The organism is Pseudoalteromonas sp. GB56, from assembly GCF_054923835.1.
Genome location: NZ_JBPCHK010000003.1, coordinates 183408 through 204360 on the forward strand (window position 1 = coordinate 183408; position 20953 = coordinate 204360).

A 20953-nucleotide genomic window follows, 5' to 3' on the forward strand; every position below is an offset into this window, starting at 1 on the left:
GCTAGTTCGCACGCTGTGTCAGAGGCTCTTGCGGGCTGATGACACAGTTTCTTGTTTTATCCTTTCCTCTGTATAAACAATCATCTGCTAACTTGAATAACGCATCGATGCGTTGACCTGTTTGTTCAGTGCTTGCAACACCCAGTGTGGCTGTTATCTGAATCATTAAATCATTGTGATTGATGACCGTAGTTTCAATTTGTTCGCGGACTTTTTCGGCGACGTTTATGCCAAAATGCAGGGGAGTATTCGGTAAAATAATGCTGAATTCTTCTCCACCTATTCTCGCCACAACGTCGTATTTGCGCATGACCCCAAGGATTGCTTGAGAAACGGTTTGTAAAACTGTGTCGCCACAATCATGACCATATTGATCGTTGATCTGTTTGAAAAAATCTAAATCTAGAATGATTAATGATAGCGGTTGTTCTTCACGCTCGCTTTGGCTGAGCTTTAGATTCAACTGTTCAAAAAAATAGCGGCGATTATAAAGCCCTGTGAGTGGGTCGGTCGTCGATTCTTCTCGTAACCTGAGTTCGAGTTGCTTACGCTCCGTGATGTCAATCATCATACCAGTCCACATAATACCACCATCGCTTTGGCGCTGTGGTATAGCGTGCGCGAATAGCCACTTTGCATCTTCTTTGAGCATGACTTTAAACTCACACATTAAGTCTTCAAGCTCGTTCGCTGAGTTAATAATCGCATCCAACAGCGTTTCTCTATCCTCGTGCGCTATCTTCGAAAGCATAATAGTGGGGTTGCGAATAGCTTGCTCAGGTGTGAGTTCGAACACGCGTTTTATTCCCTCGCTTGCATACACAAGGTGCCATGATCTAGCCTCTGTAAGAACGAATTGATAAATCATTCCAGGTAAAATTTGTGCCAAAGCATCCATTCGCGCATTCAAGCTCATACTCTCTGTTTTATCGAAAATAGAGCCAACAATTGATTCCGTTTCGCCGTTTGTAAGGGTGGGTGTTTTAACACGTTGTATGTGTTCGCTTAGCCACACATAGTGGCCTTGTTGATGGCGAAATCGGTAATCATATTTACACACCCCGATTGCACCTTCCCTTTGCCAATGCTTGAATTCAGCTTGTAGTGCCTCTTTGTCCTGAACGTGTATTTGTGCCAACCACCAGGCACTGTTATGTGACACGCACTGTGCTCCATAACCCGTTATACGTTCTATTTCTGAGGATATGTAATTGAACCCTTCATGGTCGTGTAAATTACTTTTGAAAATGGCGGCAGGAACGCTGTCTATTATAGAGTTTAGCTCATTGCGAACTTTCTCTAACTCGTTAATTGTTTGAATCCGTTCAGTAATATCTATATGTGTACCAGTTATCCATTCCGGTTTGTTATCTTTGGTAAAGGTTGCAATGCGTCCGTAGTCGCCTATCCAGACCCAATGGCCTAGCTTGTGTTTCATGCGCACATCGCACTGATACATTTTATCCTGTCCTGTGAAATGACGCTGTATCGCTGCATCAGAACGAATCAAATCTTCAGGGTGGACAAATTTCAACCAGGTATCAATAGATACGGGGGCTAGTTCATCGAGTGTATAACCTATGATTTCAGCCCAGCGCTCACTCACGGATAACTCGCCAGTTTGACAATTCCACTCCCACGTCCCTGCATTTGTGCTGTCAATAATTGTGCGTAATCTTTCGGCGCTACTGAGTTTATGATATTGCGTTTCGCATACTTTCAAAGAGGCCATGATATGCACTTTATCGCCACTGCATGTGCGTAACTCCCCCTTAAATGTTTTACCATCGCAGGTGACTTTGACGCTATATAGTTCATCTTCTTTTAGATGGTTGACGGCGAGCGCATTGTTGTGATCATAAAACTCGAAGATATCAAAGTGATGACCAATATAGTGTTTAAAGCATTGCGGAAACACTGCACTGCAAATTCCATCGCAGTCGAATAAAAGCAGCATGTTTGAGGCGGTAGTTTCCATATTCACCCGAGAAATTTGAAGTCCTGCATTGCAACGATTTGATAGTAATTATTCAGGACTCGACGTCATTAAAATAGTAAAAAAGTATAGTGAATATTCAGCGATTTGCGAAAAACTCCTAAATTATTCTTATGTATAATTACGAATGTAAAAAAGTGTAAAGAATTTGGTGGTTTAGCTAACGTTCATTGTCGGCACACTAGAGTAAGCATATTACAAATAGGTCATAAGACCGAAAAAGGAGGTCGATATGCGACTCACTACACTTTGTATTGGTGCAGCTCTATTTTGTTTAGCACCGTTAGAACAGGCAATGGCCAAACCGGATCATTTTACTCCTCCTGGACATGCTAAAAAGATGCACGATCATCATGATGATCGAGGTGGAAAACATAAGCGTCACAAAAAGCACAAGCGTGATAAATATCGCCATGATTATTATGGGTATCGCAATGACCGCCATCATTATCGTTGTGACCACCATAGTCACAGACATCACGATAGTTACTGGCGAGTGGGACATCGTTTAGATTACGACACATACCGTCATGGTCGAATTTTACGACGTGATCGCCATGGACACATTATCGTGGATATGCACGGCGATGTATTCAGGCTTTTAGAGAACAGTTTGGAAATTGTCGAAATTATTAGCCGCCGACATTAATATGCCCGGTAGCATACCCCAAAAAAACGCCTCATCAGGGGCGTTTTTTTAATTCATTTTTAACCGCATTCTCTTTCGTATGCTGACAAGTCGAAGAACATGGAACTGCTGTTTGCAATTCGCTTAAGCACGGCCTTTTCCTCATCTTGCCACTTCTGCACTTCAGTGCGTGCTTCACAGCACAATACACCTTTTGGCTTGAAGTTGTCGTGCAGTACGTAGTCAAGAAGCGAGTGAATACCTGTAGGGATGAAATATTCGTCATTCATGTCCCGAGTAAATGGGTGCTCGCGGGCTTTCTCGATAGCGAGGAAATCTTGTTTTTGAATGGCTTCAAAATATACCTGTGCACCTTCTTTGCTAATGGTTCCGCCACTGGAAAATTCATCATTTTGTTTGTCAAAACGGGCGATACATATAATGGCGGACGTGTCTTCATCGCACACCCAAAGGCTAGCAATATCTGCTTGAGGAATACTTTTCGCTGCAGTCTTCACGATAGCGTTTAACTTAGATTCGTATCTTAGTTTTGGGTTAGTTAGAGTAAGGTTTAGCTCAAAAAGATCAGCCACGGTTATCACCCAGAATTATCGACGTTATAAAGTATAGGTCGCATTTTAACGCACTGCGCATTAACCCAATCTAAACGGCTTAATGCGCAATATGATTAACGCTTCGGTTTTTGGTCATCAAGTGGACCTGCGCCGATATCAATCCGCTCTTCTTGTGGTTTGAAGTCGGGATCGAGTGACAAGTTTGCAAAGGGGTTCGGCTTATCCATTTTTTTGTCATCCTCTTTGTCGGTTTGTATTTTCTCAGTCTTTTCACGTTCTTCTTGTTCGAGTGCTGATTCTAGCTCCGCAAGTGCATCATCTAACGAATGGTCTCCGGTTGTCTGTGGATGCAAGGCGTCTAATGCAGAGTCCACAGGAGGAGCAGGCTCAGAATGCCTTTGTGCATTTGTAGACTCGTCATCTTCTGTAGGATTCAAACCCACAATAGACTCAGTGATAGCACCGAGCGACAGGTCATTATCAAATTGTTCATCAGAAATGAGTGGTTTGCTCGGATCAAAATCGTCTAGCGTGTTTTTCTTTTGATTATGATCGGTTGCGTCGGTAATCGGCTTGTCATTTTCGTTTGCCAAAAGTTCATCTATCACAGCTTCGTGGCCAGTAGTGGTTTTAGATTCTGTCATGGCGTTCGTGGATTCACGTAGGTCATTGGCATCGTCAGCACTTGCTTGTTGTTCGTTTTGCGTTTGAGCAGCTGAAGCTTGAAACTTATCGATGGAATCGAATTCTTCCGTAAGTAGAGGCTTGCTTGGATCAAAATCATCGAGTGCCTGCGATGGCATTTGGCTATTATCGGAATCCTTTGTTGCATCTGACGAAGGTATCTCCAATTCATGAGTGCTGTCTTGTGTTGGCGTCGCAGGGCGCTCAGTGCTGCTAGGTTCGCCTACAGGCGTGTCTGTGGGAAGAACAACGTCCTCGGTTTGAGCAGGAGACGCTTTAGTAGCGCTGACATTGTCAGTTTTCTTGCCATTTGCTTGGTCCAAATATGCTAAAAACTCTTCATCGGACATGCTAGACCAATCTTGGGCATTGTCCGTGATATTAGGTGTGGTTTCAGGTTCTGGCTGGATTGGCGAGTTGTCTTCACCTTTCACAGTATGCACAATACGCGCATCGTCCTCTTTTTTCACAAAGTGATGAATCTGCGCCGTTTGATGCACTGGGTCATTATTCTCAACCGTTTGCGTTGGTGTATTTACGGGGCGCATAAATGGAGAAACATTGTGAGATTGTGACTCTGACTCTTCATTATCGTTCGTAGAATCATCCGCAGGAGTCGCTGAGGTTGATGATTGCAAGTGTGCTGTCGATTCACTAGGGTGCTGTTGCTCAGCTTGTTGCTCAGCTTGTTGCTCAGCTTGTTGCTCAGCTTGTTGCTCAGCTTGTTGCTCAGCTTGTTGCTCAGCTTGTTGTTTAGCTTCGTCTATCAGGCCCTTGGTTGTTGTTTTCCCAAGTGCTGCATTATTCCCCATAGACAGCATTTGCTTCACTTTATCTTTGAATTCGGAAATCTGATCGTTCGTGAAGATTGGCTCGCCAATACTTAATACGTATTCGATAAAGTCTTCCTTATGCATGACATACGCCGGCATATCTGACTTAAATTTCGCTTCGTTGTCAAAAATGATAATAGGGTGGATATCTGAAGAAGAAATCTCAAATGCTTCTGCAATTGTTTGCGCCTGCACTGCTAACTCAGAGATAGGATTTGAGAACTTTTCCTCGTCATCCGAAGTTTTACCGGTCCATTGTTCCGCTTTGGCACTGCCGTAAATATCACCTTGAACTTTCGGTTGTGAGACTAAGAAAATGCCGAATTGACTGACAAGCAACTGTTCAATTGAAATTGATTTTAGATTATTGCCACTTTGAACTGGGACTGCACAAAATTTACTGTAGAGTTGCGGGTCGAGGGTAGCCGGACCCTTTTTTGCCATCCTATTCCACGCTTTTTTCAAGCCTTGCTGTTTTTGAACTGGAACGGGTTTGGCATTGCCGGAGCCTTTCGGTTTCACGACGCGAGGTTTGTCTTCATTGCTCCCTCTCACCGCGAGTAACAGGGCAATACCGATACCTAATACTACTAGGCATACAAGCGCAGGGAACGCTAATCCAATAAGTGGGTTGTCACTAAATTGTGCTGTGTCATCTACCACGTTTGGCACCACTGTCGTTGCCTTTCGAGGCGGTGGAGGTGGTTGCGACTCTACAGACGGAGTTTGTTGTTCAATCTCTGTTGGTTGGACAGATTGTTGCTCGGTTATGTCGGATGTTTCAACATTGAGGTCGGCTGAATCTGGCTGAACAGTTTCCTCGACTACTGGATCAGGTGCTGCTTGAGCCGCGTTGCCCAAGGCATTGGCAGCCCCATTGTCAACCTGAGAGGTTGATTTGGCCGGCACGTTTTGTGATGGTTGCTGCTCTTTCAGATTTAAACAATTATTATTATATTCACGGCTGGCATTACGATAACTAGGGTGGTTGCGAGCGTGATCAAATTGTGCCATTTGTTGTTTTAATAAAATGCACATAGCTCGGTTGTATTCACGAGCCTCTGAATCATGGCCTACTAAAAGAAGTAGAAAAGCGAAAACTAGAAAAGATGGTTTCATTTCCTGAACATACGTAAACAATCTGTTATCTAAGCTTAGTCTAACAGTTATTCAACAATTTAGGCTACATTCAGCTAGAGTCTTTTTATTTCAATAACCTATGTTGTTGCAAACAGGAGCGAAATGTCCGCTTTTTAGTGCAAAACATCCGAAAACCAGGATGAAAGTGTATTATCTGATTGATAATTTATTTGTGGATTTTGCTCAAAATGATGAACAAGCATGATTTCTTGGGCGAACTTTTGTTCAATTTGTGGCACTTTGCTAAGTAAGCAAAATAGAAAATCAGCAAACTCCCCAGTTTTCTGACTGTCATTGTAGTCAGGCATACCTTTGCTTTGCAGTTGTCGGAAGATGTCCTCGCGCCACCCGTCGAAAGTGGCTTGCGCCTTTTCCTCGCTGGAAAGTACAGCTTTGAGTTGGTTTTGTATCTCATGTTGATTGGCATTGGTGTGCAGGCACAACCACAGAGTGAAGATTCTCGGTTTTCGACAGTGTTGATAAATCTATACATTGGTGAATGCTGCTCATGTACTTTCCAACTTTTTTAATGGCCAACGTAATTGCATGCGCTGAGAGTGAGTTTGTTTTGATACGCACTTTAAAAAACGAATGAACATTTTGACTAATAACAAGTTATTACTTTTCGAACTGTGTTATTTTTGTATACGAAGTAGATGTACCCAGTGGATCATGAATGCTGCGAGCTAAAATATTCCAATATAATTTGAGACTAGTAATTTTGGCCTTTGGTTTGTTAAGTGTGGTAATAACCTTAGCGAATCAGTTTGTGATTAATTATCACGTTCAGTCCAAACGAGAAGTGGCGCAAACGCTTAGCAATAATGAAGCGTATGCGCGTAAGATTGCTGATATCAGTGGTATGGCGATGAATGCACTGCGCGCTCAACTCGCATATAGCGCCGAGGAGTTAAGCAAAAATTTTGATGACCCACAGCTGAGGAATTCCCAAGCAACTCGATTACTGCAACAAAACGATTTTTTTAACTCAGTGGTCATCGTTAATAAGGATGCTTTGATCTTAGAAGCGCTACCAAAGAAGTTGGGTGTTGTTGGAGTTTCGCTGCGCTCTGAAGCTGCAAAGCAATCTCTTCATGCACAGACGCCGATCGTTCCTCAGCCTTTTGTTTCTCCTTCTGGTAATTTGATATTGAGCCCATCTCATCCAATTTTTGACACCCAGAGCGCTCAGTATCTTGGTTATGTAGCTGGCACTATTTATCTTCACGGTGATAATGTCCTCGCGCGAGTACTGGGAACCCATTTTCATGGTGAGGAAGTAAGTATCAGCGTAGTCAGTGCTAATGGCGTTGTGATTTTTGATACAGATGAACGCGATGTCGGTAACCAATTGGACGCAACTAGTTTCTTACAGGCTGCGTTTAAACAATCTCAACTACGCAGCAGCGGGGTGCTGGCGTCACACTCATCTCAGGAGCAACTTACAGCGTTTGCCACGGTGGCTGAACTAGGGTGGGTTGTGATAGTCCACAGTGACGCACAAAAGGTCGTAAGTACAGTTGGTGACACGATATACGAATTAATCTATCACGCATTGCCTGTCACACTCTTAACTCTTCTGGGTATCTGGGTACTTGCATATAAAATTAGCGCACCTTTGCAGTTGCTCGCTGATAGAGTCAGTAACAATAGCAATGAATTTGCAGATATTCCGTTGTGGTACAGCGAAATTAAAACGTTAAAGCGCGCTTTTGAAGGTTATCGTAATGAACAAGTCAAACGCATTGATGCACTCAGTCTAGCTACTCATACAGATCCTTTAACGGGGATAGGTAATCGGCGTTATATGCAAACCTTTATAGACAACATGTGTTCTCAAGCACAGCCGTTCGCTGTGATCACCTTAGACATCGACTTTTTTAAGCGTATCAACGACACCTTTGGCCACGATGTGGGTGATAAGGTAATAAAATCGTTGGCCGCATTACTTAAAGAGGGGTGTCGAGAATATGATGGTGTATTCAGAAGCGGCGGTGAAGAGTTTATGCTATTGCTTCCAGGTATCGGGCGTCATCGTGCATTTGACTTGGCTGAACGCCTTCGTAAAGAGATAGAAATACATCAATTCGCGCCAGTACCCAGTGTCACTGTATCTTTAGGGGTAAGCTTTTGGCAAGTGAACAATGACGTTGATGATGTACTCAAAGAAGCAGATAAAGCGCTTTATAGAGCGAAAGAGCAGGGTCGGAACCAAACACAAATGGCAAATAGTTAACGACGTTTCTGGACATCTAATATCAGCATGAGTCGCTGGGCGATGCCCCACACGAGAATGAGGATGACAAGCAGTGTTATGACCAAAAGCACTGCGCCATCTGATATAAACAACCAGCTGAAGCTCATGACAAAGCAGCAAAACAAACATACGCGAAGGAGCGTGTTACGACTTTTTTAACCTGTTTTTGCATACACTGACAATTGAGCCAACCCTATCACTAGTTTAACAAATTACTGTCTCTTTAACAGTGTTGAGCTGGATTCATCTATTTGCCAATCTTTGATATGCATCATGTTGATGCTAAAGAATATATCCCTATATTTGAGCTAGATTGTGCTAAGCTACTAAACATGTGTGTCTTATTAAAAACTTAACCCATGCCACAGTCTTTTAACGCGCTGTACCAAACAACTTGTTCATCGCAAGCGTATGAGTTGGCGTTAACTATGATTGATGAAGTGTTCGCGGCGAAATATTGTTTTGTCGGTCGTCTCAATAGCCAAGGCACACACATTGATACTAAAGCTTTTCATATTGATGGGACCACACAGCCAAACATGCAGTATGGTTTGTCATGTACTCCCTGTTCAGATGCGATGCATAGCCAAGACGTGTGTTTTTACGAAGACAACGTTGCCGCCTTATTCCCAGATGATCTCATGCTCGAAGAACTGAGTGTAAAAGCATACATAGGGGTTACCTTACGGGATGTGAAGCGAGAACCTATCGGTATCTTAGTTGCGTTATTCCAAGAGCCTCAGCAGTTTACAGAAGCAAAACAGCAGTGGTTTCAAGATCTTGCTTTTATCGTTGCAGCTCAAACACGGTATGACATTGATATTGATAAGAAAAACATGCTGTTGGCAGAGCTCTCTTTGCGTAATATTGTGTTCGAGCAAAGTAAAGAAGCTATCATGATCACAGATAGCGATAACAATATCTTGCGCGTCAATCCTGCATTTGAGTTATACACTGGCTACAGAGAAAGTGAATTAGTGGGGCGTCCCCCTGGCATTCTGTCTTCGGGACGTCATGACGGTAAATTTTATGAGCGAATGTGGTTGCAGTTAAAGCAACAAGGGCATTGGCGTGGCGAAATTTATAACCGTCGTAAAAACGGAGAGGTCTATCCTGAGGAGCTTTCTATCACAGTAAACAGGGATGAAGATGGTACAATCAGCCACTATATCGGTCTGTTTAGAGATATTAGCGATTGGAAAGAAAGTGAACGGCAATTGCGCTTCTATGCCAGTCAGGAGCCGCTTACTGGACTGCACAACCGCCGCAGCTTTTTGGAACGAGTAGAGCAACATATTTCTTTGTATAGAACTGGGAGATTACCCTGTTCACTCCTCTTTTTAAATCTCGATAGGTTTAAAGACATCAATGATTTATATGGCCCTGAAGTGGGTGATAAAGTCCTCGTTGCGGTCGCACTGCGTTTGCAAAATAGTGTGTTGAGCTCAGATGTATTAAGCCGCTACGGTGGTGATGAATTCACGATATTAATTGTCGATTCAACGCCTGAACAAGTTCTTTTCGGTGCTGAAAACATCTTATCTCGGGTGTGTCAGCCTATTCGCCTTGGTGAATTAAATATCGAATTAAGCTGCAGTATTGGTATTACTCACATAGACGACGACACAGACAGCGCCACGGTGTTCGTTCGTAACGCTAACCATGCGATGCTCAGTGCTAAACGCTCGGCCACAGAGAATATTGTGGTCTTCAGCGATAAAGTAGAAGGCGTCTACCTACGCAAAATTCAATTGCGGGATAAATTGCATAAAGCCCTGCGTAGCGATGAACTCGACGTTGCCTATCAGCCAATTGTGAGTAACAGTTCAGGACGGATCACTAAATTTGAAGCCTTAGCGCGCTGGCATGATGCTGAACTTGGCACCATTTATCCAGATGAATTTATCGCCATTGCTGAAGAGTTTGGTCTCATTTCGTTGCTTGGGCAGTTTGTACTCAACAGAGCACTCAAAGATTTGGCGACGATCCATAGCCAAGGCTATGAATATATTGCGATGACGGTCAATCGCTCAGCCACAGAATTTAATCATTTACTGCATCCTGTGGAGCATATTTTAGCTGCGCTGGAAACCCATGATATTCCTACTCATCAATTAACCATTGAGGTGACTGAATCAGTGTCGATTAATGCTCAAAATCAAGTTGAAAATCAACTCAATAAACTACGTGAGCAGGGTGTCAAAGTCGCACTGGATGATTTTTGTACAGGGTATTCTTCGCTGAGTCACTTGATAGATGTACGTGCAGATTACATCAAAATAGATAAGTCATTTACGCAACAAATTTTGTTTGAGCACAAGCATCAAGTCGTGATTGCCAGTTTAATCAAAATTGCATCTGAACTAGAGATGGAAGTGATTGCTGAAGGTGTTGAAACGCAAGAAGAACAAGCTAAATTAAAGCAATATGGTTGCCACTTTAGTCAAGGCTATTATTACTCACAGCCCGTGCCATTAGACACGGCTATTACCTTATTGCATAGGTACAACGATTGAACAGCTTCTATTAGTCAACTGACTGTTGTATAAAGTAAAAAATATCTAGCGCATGGATGGGCTTGGTTTTATGTAACGTAAAATTATGAGGTCCGCTCAATGCGCAATTTAACCCTTCGAACTATTTTCATTGGTTTTGTGTTCGTCGCGCTGTTTGTTGTCACTGTGGTAAGTGCACTTATCAATACTTCGCAATTCTCCAAACTGTATTACCAACAAACAGAAACGCAATTATTGCCCGATGCGGTGGGCCGTGTGGCGGCAGAAATTGATGCGCAAATGAAATACCCCATCTCTGTTTCGCAATCTCTTGCCGATAATTTAATGTTGCATCAATGGATGAAAGAAGGGGAACAAAGTTCCGAGATTCATCAAAGAGTGATGGAATACTTTGCTGATCTACAAAAGAAAAGTGGCGCAGCCGCGGTATTTTGGGTGAGTCGTAATTCATTGAACTATTACACCGAGTCAGGGTTATTCAAACAAGTGTCGCAATCAGAACCGCGCGACAGTTGGTTTTTCAATTTCTTAAATGCGAATCAGCGCCAAGCCTTAGCACTTGATGCCAGCGAGAAAGGAGGTCAACTGACTCTTTTCGTTAACACCATGGTCAATATTGATGGACGACCGGTGGGCGTAGCAGGATTAGGGTACGATATTTCAGACGTAGCTAAGATAGTGACCTCTAGAAAAATAGGTGAGCGCGGTTACTTATTTTTAGTGGATGACGGTGGCCGAATCATTGCCCATGAAAACAGTAGCTATATAGGCAAAAACCTAGCGCAGGTTGGTGCGTTGAGCGCACTGCAAGGCATTACTAAAAACAGTGGTAGCGGGTTTTCACTTACACAAGTGGAACTTCAAGACGAGCTCATGTATGCAGGTGTGATGCCTATTTCTGGTATGGGGCTTACCTTGGTTGCACTGCAACCTGAAGAAGAAATCTCAGGTGCTATCAATACAGTCGTGTTGATATCAATTTTGGTGAGTGTTGTTCTCGCAGTGATTTTCTTGGTATTCACTTTGTATTTTGCCAATTGGTTAAGCTCTCGAATTCGTCGCGTGGGAGACGATTTATTAGAAATGTCAGGTCAAGGTGGGGATCTCGCAAGCGCCTCGATGACAGCGTCGACAATGAATTAGGACATCTTGCTAAGGGCTTCAATGCAATTATTGGTAAAGTGGCAGAGTTAGTCGATGAAATTAGTGTTACTGAGCAGGCTATGCGTGAGGGCATAGATGAACTCGCTGCTTTTTCGGATAGCACCTTTGTAGCCACTCAAAATCAGCGCGCACAAACTGACCAAGTGGCGACAGCCATAACTGAAATGGGGCAAACCATCACTGAAGTATCGGACATTGCGCATCGGACGGCCAGTGACACGGAAGAAGCAGTGCGCGAGACAGTAGCAACGAATGAGAGTATGGCGACCACTGCGCAAACAATGACCGAACTCAATGACATCCTGATTGACGTGGATAGAAGTATTGGTGAATTCGCCAATCAAGCGGCTGAAATCAACTCAGTTGTCGAGGTCATCAATGCGATTTCTGAACAAACCAACCTTTTAGCGCTCAATGCGGCAATCGAAGCGGCTAGGGCGGGTGAGCAAGGGCGCGGGTTTGCTGTGGTCGCAGATGAAGTGCGTTCGTTGGCGCAGCGGACACAAAAATCAACATCAGAAATTCGCGAACAAATCTCGCGTCTGCAAAATTCGTCATTACAGTCGCAAGAAGCAATAGCTCAGGGCACTCAAAGTAGTCAGAAAGTGACGGAGTTGACCCATGTTGCGGTATCGTCTTTGCAGGCAATTCAGCAAAAGTTTGAATTTGATCAGCCAAGGTAATCACCAAGTGGCTGCAGCGACCGAGGAGCAGGGAACCGTTGTTGAGCATATAAACCAGTCTGCTCATGATATCTCAAACAGTGCTACTGAAATTCATGATAATGCTGAACATCAGCAAAGAAGCACACAAAGTTTGCTCTCTCGCGCCCAGCATTTGAAGGACTTGGTAAGTCAGTTTAAAGTATAAAATTTATCGCCACGATAAAATAATCTTGTTTTACCGTGTCGAGCCAAAAACGCATAATGCCGCCTTTTGCTTAGCGAGAGGGCATTATGCGCGGCTGGATTATCTACACTGATGGCGCCAACTTACTCAAACCAGAACGATACGAAATTGATCGTCTAGTGGCTGTCGCCAAAGAGGAAAACATCGAGCTAGAGGTGTATGCCCCTGATCAATTTGATCTCCTTGTGACTCGAGAAGACGACAAAAGTATTCTTATTGATGGTAAGCCTGTACCATTACCGGATTTCGTAATGCCACGAATGGGCGCAGGAACCACCTATTTTGCCTTGGCCATTATTCGCCACTTAGAACGCTTGGGTGTGTATTGTGTCAACGGTGCGCATGCCATTGAAACCGTCAAAGACAAACTCTACGCGCAACAAATCCTCGCTAAGCAAAACCTGCCAACACCGACAACCATGTTGGTTAAGTTTCCTGTAAACATCGAGTTAGTCGAGCGCCAAATCGGTTTCCCAGTAGTGGTAAAAACTTTGTCAGGCTCTCAGGGCAGTGGTGTGTTTTTGAGTAAAACACGCAATGAGTTTGACGATTTAATGCAGCTTATAGAAGCAACCAGTCCTCAAGCAAACATCATACTGCAGCAGTTCGTGAAGAGCAGTCATGGTCGTGACTTACGCGTTCTTACCATAGGTGGACGTGCAGTTGCTTGTATGGAGAGAAACAGTGGGGGTGACAACTTCAAAGCCAATGTGAGTATTGGTGGCAAAGGCACTTTATATGAAATCACGCCGGAAATAGAGTGGTTGGCTACACAAACCGCTAATGCACTTGATTTGGATGTGGCGGGTATCGACTTATTATTTGATGAGCAGCATTTTAAAATTTGTGAAGCAAACTCCAGCCCAGGCTTTGAAGGGCTAGAGCAAGCCACATCGATTGATGTTGCACGGGAAATCTTCCACTTTATCCGTATTCGTTTGGGTATTTTTGATAAACAAACGACCACTAAAAAAGTGAACGCTGAGCAGCCTGTATTAGAACAGGTGTAACGACAGTTTGTTAGCAAATTGCTCCAGTGCATACAAGCCTGCACTGGAGTTGCCAAAGTTATTGAGTTTAGGCGACCACACAGCCACGGTAAACTGACCGGGTACTACAGCAACAATCGCACCACCCACACCCGACTTTCCGGGCATCCCCACTCGATAGGCAAAATCACCGGCAGCATCGTATAGGCCACTGGTAAATAGCAAAGAGTTAAGTTGAGAATTTTGTTTTGCACTTAATATGCGTTGTTGCGACGCAACATCAACCCCTCTATTTGCTAGATAACTAAAGGTTTTCGCTAATTCCACACAGTTCATTTCTATGGCACAAAAGCCAAAATACACTTTTAATACTTCTTCAACATCGTTCTCAAAGTTGTTGAACGAAGCCATCAAGTGGGCCATTGCCGCATTGCGATGGCGGTGCTGATACTCAGAACGGGAAACTTGCTGATTGATGTTGATGCGCTGATTACCACTGAGCCAACGCACGGTCTCGAGCATGTGATGAGTGGGCGCGCTCAGTCTTGAATAAAGCGCATCGCAGGTCACGATGGCCCCAGCATTAATAAACGGGTTGCGGGGTTTTCCTTGCTCGAACTCCAATTGAGTCAGTGAGTTAAATGCTGTTCCCGAAGGCTCCTTCCCCACTCTTTGCCAAAGTTCATCGCCGTAGCGCTGCAATGCTAACGTTAAAGTAAGCACCTTAGAAACTGATTGGATCGTAAATAGTTGCTCAAAATCACCCGCATAAAAAGTGTGACCGTCAACAGTGTGCACAGCCATTGCAAATTGATCTGCGCTCACATTTGCTAAAGCGGGAATATAGCTTGCAACGGCACCTTCAATGTTTGTCAGTTTTGACTGAACGTCGAGGGTGATTTCATCAATAACTTTTTGGATATGCATGTGCTGTACTCTGTGACCACTTTACGCGGGTCAATCATACGTAATAAGTCTATGAGAAAAAAGGTATCAATGTTCACTGATAATTTTATAATGGGGACAGTGCTCAAATGAGCTTATATTGGCGAGTTATTGAGATAAATATATGCATGCTATCCGTTATTTCCTTTTATCCGTAGTGTTGAGCATCAGCTTGCTTGGTTGTGGCGGTGACGGAGAAACTGAAACCGAAATAAGTGGCCCACCGCCTTATCCTCCACAAGGTAGTACTTGGCAGTGGCAGCTTCTCGGTGATATCAACAGCGAATATGATACCTTCGCCTATGATATCGACTTATTTACCAATAGTGCGGAAGTGATCACGGAGCTGAAACAACAGGGGCGTTTTGTTATCTGTTATTTCTCGGCTGGAAGTTATGAATCTTATCGTGAAGATGCCGGTCACTTTTTAGAGGTGGATTTAGGCAATACTTTGGAGAACTATGATCAAGAGCGTTGGTTAGATACACGTAGCAACCAAGTTCGAGAGATCATGAAGGTTCGCATGGAGTTAGCCGCCAGTAAAGGCTGTGATGCCGTAGAGCCGGATAATATGGACGGGCATATTAACGACTCAGGTTTTGAACTAACAGCGAGCGACAGTATCGATTACAGTATTTTCATCGCTCAATATGCACAAAGTTTGGGGTTGTATGTTGGCATGAAGAACAACGTGGGTCTTGCCGCTCAGTTACAGCCTTATTTTGATTTTGCAGTTAACGAGTCTTGCTATCGCTTTTCAGAATGCACAAGGCTATCGCCATTTTACAATGCCAAAAAAGCAATTTTCCACGTTGAATATTTGAGTGTAGCCGATGTAGGTGACGGCAAATTAGATGACGTATGTGCGCAAACTCAACCGCTAGGATTTTCTACTATTGCACTACCAGTCGCGTTGGATGATGCGTATCGCTTTAGTTGCGATGACTAGGCTCTAGTGATTCTTTGTGGTTACTCTACGTGCCTTGTGGTCTTGCGCAAGCTACCTCACATAGCGCTTTTGGTATGCAGCCATCGGGCAGGGCGTGTAAGGTGCTGATACTTTGATATCGCATGCTCATGCACGATAACCTCTATCTGGTATACAAATACGCCAAGCTGGTGTCCTAACAAACAACGAGGGTCATCAGACCCTAACGTTGCAACATAAAGGTTTCGTATTCCAAACGGGCGAATTGGCGATTCAGCCAAATCAATCCCGCAAGGGTGGTAATGAGCATGGACAGCGCAAAGCCGTAGCCATACATTTGTGGGCCCAAGGCAATCGACAGTTCTGTTAAGGCAAAGTTAGCAACAGCCATGATACTTACCAAGGCTAACGCTTCATATCGGCAATCTAGATAAAACATCACATTTAAAATTGCCATCACGATAACTTGCAAAGATACGCCAACCAAATCCACATAAAGTAGATGTAAATAAGCGATATCTATTTTCAACAAGATAAGGATTTCCTTACTCCATAGAAGAAGTAGGGCGAGGGTTAAGCCCTGTACTTTAAAGATCTGATACAGACTGTTTTTACAATCTAAAACCATCTGGTCTTTGAGCAAATACACGGACTCAAGGGTTCCGCCTTCGCGCACGGTCTTGTAAAATTTTTCATTGGAAGCGGCGAAGTCGGTTTCCATGTGCAGCATGAATACTGCCATACCTGGAATGATCGCAAGGTAAGCGATAAATATCGGCAAATCATAAATATAAGATGCGCGGAATACATCGATTACAGCGAATGACACATCTGGGTGCGACCAGAATACGAATTTGTCTATCCACACCCCGACATTGTACAAAAAGCCGCACCAAGCGAGAGAATAAAATGCTTTCTTGCGGTTTAAGAACTCGAATGAAATAAGATCGTTGGCACTGTAATTACGCAAGACAAAAAATAGGAGCACAAACGTGATCAAGCCTTGGCAAGCCGCGAAGATAATAAGCAAGCCCAGCAATCCGTAGGGTGGCAGTAACCAAGAGCCCAACACCATGGCTGTGTAGCCCCCGCACAAGGTCAACACAATACGGTAGTACTGCTTCATGCCACTGAGAAATACAATAATCAGCCACAAATTGCACAACACAACAAAGCCACAAAGGAGTGACATTTTTATCGCTGAATTAAGTCCGGTTTGGCTAAGCACAGCCACGCCTAAAATGGTACCAAGCACTGAAACCACAAGCATACACCCCAATAAGTTTGGCGTAACTTTGTGATCTTTATTCTCAAATAACCTATCTGAGATATAGCGTGTGAGTAACAATTGAAACAGACCGCTGAGTATGAGCGATGCGGCCATCATATAGGTAACTAATACCAGAAATTGAATGATCAGCGCGCTTGGGAAAATACGGCCAATACTCAACATACCAATGACCATCAGGGCGATGATAGAAAGTACCCACGGGCCAGAACCTACAACTGCTGCCAGGCCGTATGCTTCTAGGTAAGACAGTAGCGTATTCTTTTGCAGAATTCGGCGTAGTTCAAATCCTATTCCTGCCATGCTAATAAGTCCTCATACAAGCTTTGGTAGTGGTTATACATAGTTTTTTCTTGATAAAAGTGTTTCACTCGCTCGAAACCGTTATCACCCATCTGCTTCCATTTTTCGTCATCGCTGAGTAACTTAAGTAATGCCGCACTGGTTTGGTTTGGGTCTGCTATGTTAGTAACATAACCACAGCGACCTAGTTCAGCGTCTTGCTCGTTCATTCCTTCGAGTATTTCACGACATGATCCCACTTCAGAAGCAATACAAGGAATTCCCGCAGCCATAGCCTCTAACAGCACCAATGGTTGTGCTTCACTAATTGAGGTCAGAACACATGCGCCTAATTTGGGTAAAATGTCTGCGACATTCTGCATGCCCAAAAATAACACGTTGTCTTCCAGTCCTAAGCTACTCACGAGCAGCTGGCATTCTTGGTAATAATTAGGATCTTCTTCTGTTGGACCAATTATCCAGCCTTGTAATTCTGGCTCTGAGTTAACAGCAACACGGATGGAACGGATAAACGTTTTAATATCTTTAATGGGGACGACACGACCCACAAGTCCAGCCACTTTTGGGGCTTTCTCCGGCCGAGATTGATAGGCTTGAGCAAAGCGTGCCATATTAATACCGTTTACAATGACACCTGTTTTTTCTTCTGGCGCACCATCGTGAATTTGTCTTTGACGATTACCCTCATATAACGCAATGATGTTGTCGGCTTGGTCGTATGCCGTACGCCCAAGTTGCTCGAAGAAATCAATCCAAGTTTGCCGAGTTTGCTCCATTTTTTTGTGGATACTGGTATCGAGTGCGCTGTGTCTGTCTTGATCCAACTGGCTTGAGTGAGGTCGATTTTTCGCTCTTTGGTGTAGATCCCATGCTCAGTGAGCAAGTAAGGCACATTCTGTTTTTGTTTCGCCAAAGCACCAAGAAACCCAGCATATCCCGTCGAAATACTGTGATACATCCGCGCTTGTGGGAGCTTTTCTGCGATTTTAACGAGTGTGAACAGCGGGCTATAGATGTGTCTAAAGGTCCAAAAATAGTCGACGAAAGATTGATACTGGGCATGCTTAAAATATAAATCGACAATGACTTCCCACGAACGCTCACTGTAGAGGAAGTCGTCGTAAGAAAGACTTTTGTTTTTACCTAAGTTGGCTAATAAACCTTGAAGGTGCTCCCCTGACAGAGACTCTTGTGGACGCTTAAATCGTTCTAACACCGACTGCCACATATCAAATGCCGCTCGCTTTCCGCGACGTGGTCGGGGTGAAAATAAGCCATCATTGTCCATCAAATAATGCTTTTCGATGCCCACCACGTTGTCAGGGAAGGTGTAGTACTGTTCGCCGTATGTCTCTTTGCTGCCACCAATAAACACCAAGTAAAAGTTAAACTGTGGTAATCCGCTGATCAACTGATGCACCCAACTTGATACACCACCGCGTACGTAAGGATAAGTACCTTCCAGCAACAAACAAATATCAATGGGCTTCACGACGCCAAAACTCCCTTAATTCATTTAATGCTTCACCTTGCTCCGTCGGAAGGTGGCTAACGAGTAACGCCGCATGGTCATAATCACCTTGTGCAAACGCCGCCTCAGCAAGATAAGGTGCTACTTGCTTCATCAATAACCCGCTGTGCAGCGCTTGTTCAAGGTATTGGGTTGCCCCATCATAATCTTGTAGTTCTAATAGCACTTTGCCTAATTGAAGTTCTGAACGTGGCGAAGGCTGAAGTTCTTGCGCTTTAAGTAGGTAGGTTTTGGCTTGCTCCAAATAGTGTAAGCGCAACGGCCCATCAGCAATCCCTAAGTAACATAGCTCCCAGTACAGCTCTGCGACTTGAAAATGCAAAGAGGCGCGTTCGGGCGTTTTTTCCCTTTTGAGCACCTCAATTTGGCGGTTAATAGAAAATTCTATTTTCTCAATGGCTGCATAGGCAAGCAAACGTACATCATCCACTTTGTCTGTTAGTGCTAGCTTGAGTAATGGAATCGCGACTTTTTCTGGTAAAAAGCGACACGCATTAACAGCAATTTGTCTGCGTTCGTTTGATGGGTTAAATAATAAAATATCTTTTAGTGCCGCGGCGCCATAATGGGCATGTTCCATTTGGTCTGGGTGCAGTGGAAGCTCTAATACATCAGAACGCTTCCACAAGGCCACAACCTTTTCTTTGGGGAAATACAAAGCCGCTATAAAAATAGTGGCGAGTCCTAACATGCCAACAATGGGCATACTAAAAGCAATGACAAAGATAAATGCCATTGACGCGATAATAGGTTGTTTATACTTACTTGGTAATGCTAACCAACATAAAAATGTGAAAGTGCCCGCCGCCGCACCGTGACTTGCAGCGTAGCTCAACCATCCGAGCAGGCTGAGGTCTTGAGCACCAAGCAAATATAGGCTTGCAGACTCAAAGAGGATTGTTTGAAGAATCAACCAAATCTTCATCAAATGCTCCTAAGTCGTCCAGAATCTGGTTTACCTGATTGTGCTGATCGAACACCAATAACGGCCCGACAATATCCAAATCACCTTCTTGGATTTGCCCTTTACTGGCCAGAATTGATTCAATTCTGCCAATAAATTGTTTCGCTTCCAAAATCGTGGTCATAGGCAGTAGCACGCACAGTGCAGCGTGTCCATCACGGTGCTCGCACGCCCAGTAAATATCAGCGCCTCGACGGTAGTCAGTAACATGGTCGAGGTCTAAATATTGGCTTTCACTGAGGTCATAGAACACCACAATCGCGCTGTCCACACCATAATGGCGCTTGTACCAAAGCTGATTATCAATGTACTGGCTAAACAACTGTCTTTGTTCTGGCTTTAGTATCGGGGCAAAGAGTTGGTGCGACATAAAGTTGGCTATATAACTAGCAAGCAGTGCCATGAGTGCAATGTTGCTGTCGGTCAGCGATACAAACTTTACTTTCTCAGCAATCAGTAAGCCTTGAATTTCGCCGCTCACATCCACCAAAGGCACAACCAACTGATAGTGTAAGTTGAATTCCTCTTTTTCGATGAAATCCGCAGGAGACAATACGGCTTTCGAGAAGAATACGTCTTCTAGCATTGGGTCATCTGGGTGTAATTGATGTTCGCTACCGACTGTTGCTAATGCCCCCGGCACCAATTTACCGTCTCGCACTTCATACAGTCCTGCTTGGTACAAGGTGATAACGTCGGCGAAAACCTGCAAGCTTTTTTGTGCCAAGTTGGCAATACGATTTTCGGCATGCTCAGAGGCTGCTTGTTGCAGTAATTGGATACCCGTGCGAAGGCTCATCTGCTTGCCAGCAGCACGTTGCTCCAATTGATCATGCGAGATTTTCAGTAGGTGGTAGTTTTGGGTAAAGCTCTTAAGCTTTTGCTCCATATAACGATGGTTCAGATCAAAGCGCTGGTTAATTTCGTGCCAATGGTCACGAAACTCACCGACCAGCATAGTTGCAACAGCAGTCCCCACTGACACTGAAAAACTAACGTCGATATGAATGGCAAGAATTCGTTCACAAATACTTGCGCCAAATAGCAGTAAAACAAAGCTCATGATCCCGCGACCAAACCCGTATCGCAGAGCAATAAGCAATGGACCAAACATCGGCCAATAGAAATAATCTGTTGCGTCTTCATGTGGTAACGAAGATTGGTAAACCCAAATAACAAGTGCAATTAAGGTGATAAGCCCAAGTTCAAACCACATGATAGGCTGGTTATCACTTCCCAGTAACAACCTATTGATTAATTTGTTTATTCCACGGCGTTTGCTATTCGGCATAGCGATATTATT

Annotated in this window: 17 protein-coding genes and 1 pseudogene; 8 read left to right on the forward strand and 10 right to left on the reverse strand. The window is 44.0% G+C overall.

Going from position 1 to position 20953, the window contains the following annotated elements; translation table 11 throughout:
* Position 1 precedes the first annotated feature (1 nt).
* Positions 2-1978, reverse strand: a complete 1977-nt coding sequence (locus ACH19P_RS16220) for a GGDEF domain-containing protein (RefSeq protein WP_462159638.1) — start codon at positions 1976-1978, stop codon at positions 2-4.
* 250 nt (positions 1979-2228) lie between these two features.
* Between ACH19P_RS16220 and ACH19P_RS16225 the strand changes: the two genes are divergently transcribed.
* On the forward strand, positions 2229-2645 hold the full coding sequence (locus ACH19P_RS16225; protein WP_462159639.1) for a hypothetical protein: 417 nt from the start codon (positions 2229-2231) through the stop codon (positions 2643-2645).
* A gap of 59 nt (positions 2646-2704) precedes the next feature.
* Here the strand turns inward: ACH19P_RS16225 and ACH19P_RS16230 are convergent, their stop codons facing one another.
* The 3 genes from ACH19P_RS16230 to ACH19P_RS16240 form a co-directional block, all read right to left on the reverse strand.
* The gene (locus tag ACH19P_RS16230; RefSeq protein ID WP_462159640.1) at positions 2705-3217 is read right to left on the reverse strand and encodes a GAF domain-containing protein; all 513 of its coding nucleotides are present in this window, start codon (positions 3215-3217) and stop codon (positions 2705-2707) included.
* Positions 3218-3312: 95 nt separating this feature from the next.
* On the reverse strand, positions 3313-5835 hold the full coding sequence (locus ACH19P_RS16235) for an NERD domain-containing protein (RefSeq protein WP_462159642.1): 2523 nt from the start codon (positions 5833-5835) through the stop codon (positions 3313-3315).
* 134 nt (positions 5836-5969) lie between these two features.
* Complete coding sequence (locus ACH19P_RS16240) at positions 5970-6164, reverse strand: hypothetical protein (RefSeq protein WP_462159643.1); 195 nt, start codon at positions 6162-6164, stop codon at positions 5970-5972.
* Between the two features lie 461 nt (positions 6165-6625).
* On the opposite strand from ACH19P_RS16240, the gene ACH19P_RS16245 reads away from it, so the two are divergent.
* The 6 genes from ACH19P_RS16245 to ACH19P_RS16270 all read left to right on the forward strand — a co-directional run bounded on the left by ACH19P_RS16245 (position 6626) and on the right by ACH19P_RS16270 (position 13712).
* The gene (locus ACH19P_RS16245) at positions 6626-8092 is read left to right on the forward strand and encodes a sensor domain-containing diguanylate cyclase (RefSeq protein ID WP_462159645.1); all 1467 of its coding nucleotides are present in this window, start codon (positions 6626-6628) and stop codon (positions 8090-8092) included.
* A gap of 380 nt (positions 8093-8472) precedes the next feature.
* Positions 8473-10629, forward strand: coding sequence for a putative bifunctional diguanylate cyclase/phosphodiesterase (locus ACH19P_RS16250; RefSeq protein WP_462159646.1), 2157 nt, complete (start codon positions 8473-8475; stop codon positions 10627-10629).
* Between the two features lie 99 nt (positions 10630-10728).
* The gene (locus ACH19P_RS16255; protein ID WP_462159647.1) at positions 10729-11772 is read left to right on the forward strand and encodes a cache domain-containing protein; all 1044 of its coding nucleotides are present in this window, start codon (positions 10729-10731) and stop codon (positions 11770-11772) included.
* Positions 11773-11810: 38 nt separating this feature from the next.
* Positions 11811-12476 (forward strand): methyl-accepting chemotaxis protein, encoded by a 666-nt coding sequence (locus ACH19P_RS16260; RefSeq protein WP_462159648.1) that lies wholly within the window; start codon positions 11811-11813, stop codon positions 12474-12476.
* A gap of 7 nt (positions 12477-12483) precedes the next feature.
* The gene (locus ACH19P_RS16265) at positions 12484-12663 is read left to right on the forward strand and encodes a hypothetical protein (protein ID WP_462159649.1); all 180 of its coding nucleotides are present in this window, start codon (positions 12484-12486) and stop codon (positions 12661-12663) included.
* Between the two features lie 86 nt (positions 12664-12749).
* Positions 12750-13712: an ATP-grasp domain-containing protein gene (locus tag ACH19P_RS16270; RefSeq protein WP_462159650.1), complete on the forward strand. Its 963-nt coding sequence runs from the start codon at positions 12750-12752 to the stop codon at positions 13710-13712.
* Here the strand turns inward: ACH19P_RS16270 and glsB are convergent.
* Positions 13698-14618 carry a glutaminase B gene (gene glsB, locus ACH19P_RS16275; RefSeq protein WP_462159651.1) on the reverse strand — a complete coding sequence of 307 codons (921 nt, stop codon included), beginning with the start codon at positions 14616-14618 and terminating at the stop codon, positions 13698-13700. The two genes, ACH19P_RS16270 and glsB, sit on opposite strands and share 15 nt — an antisense overlap.
* 142 nt (positions 14619-14760) lie before the next feature.
* Between glsB and ACH19P_RS16280 the strand changes: the two genes are divergently transcribed.
* Positions 14761-15585, forward strand: coding sequence for an endo alpha-1,4 polygalactosaminidase (locus ACH19P_RS16280; protein ID WP_462159652.1), 825 nt, complete (start codon positions 14761-14763; stop codon positions 15583-15585).
* A gap of 202 nt (positions 15586-15787) precedes the next feature.
* Here the strand turns inward: ACH19P_RS16280 and pelG are convergent, their stop codons facing one another.
* The 5 genes and pseudogenes from pelG to ACH19P_RS16305 form a co-directional block, all read right to left on the reverse strand.
* Positions 15788-17155: an exopolysaccharide Pel transporter PelG gene (pelG, locus tag ACH19P_RS16285; protein ID WP_462159653.1), complete on the reverse strand. Its 1368-nt coding sequence runs from the start codon at positions 17153-17155 to the stop codon at positions 15788-15790.
* A complete protein-coding gene (gene pelF / locus ACH19P_RS16290) occupies positions 17143-17931 on the reverse strand; it encodes a GT4 family glycosyltransferase PelF (protein WP_462159654.1) in 789 nt (262 codons plus the stop codon). The genes pelG and pelF (ACH19P_RS16290) overlap by 13 nt, the downstream gene beginning before the upstream one ends.
* 89 nt (positions 17932-18020) lie before the next feature.
* Positions 18021-18647 (reverse strand): annotated as a pseudogene (gene pelF / locus ACH19P_RS16295) (GT4 family glycosyltransferase PelF); the annotation flags it as partial.
* Positions 18634-19611 carry a tetratricopeptide repeat protein gene (locus ACH19P_RS16300; protein WP_462159655.1) on the reverse strand — a complete coding sequence of 326 codons (978 nt, stop codon included), beginning with the start codon at positions 19609-19611 and terminating at the stop codon, positions 18634-18636. The pseudogene pelF (ACH19P_RS16295) and the gene ACH19P_RS16300, both read right to left, overlap by 14 nt.
* Entirely contained in the window at positions 19574-20941 is a 1368-nt protein-coding gene (locus ACH19P_RS16305) for a PelD GGDEF domain-containing protein (RefSeq protein ID WP_462159657.1), read from the reverse strand. The genes ACH19P_RS16300 and ACH19P_RS16305 overlap by 38 nt, the downstream gene beginning before the upstream one ends.
* Positions 20942-20953: the final 12 nt, after the last annotated feature.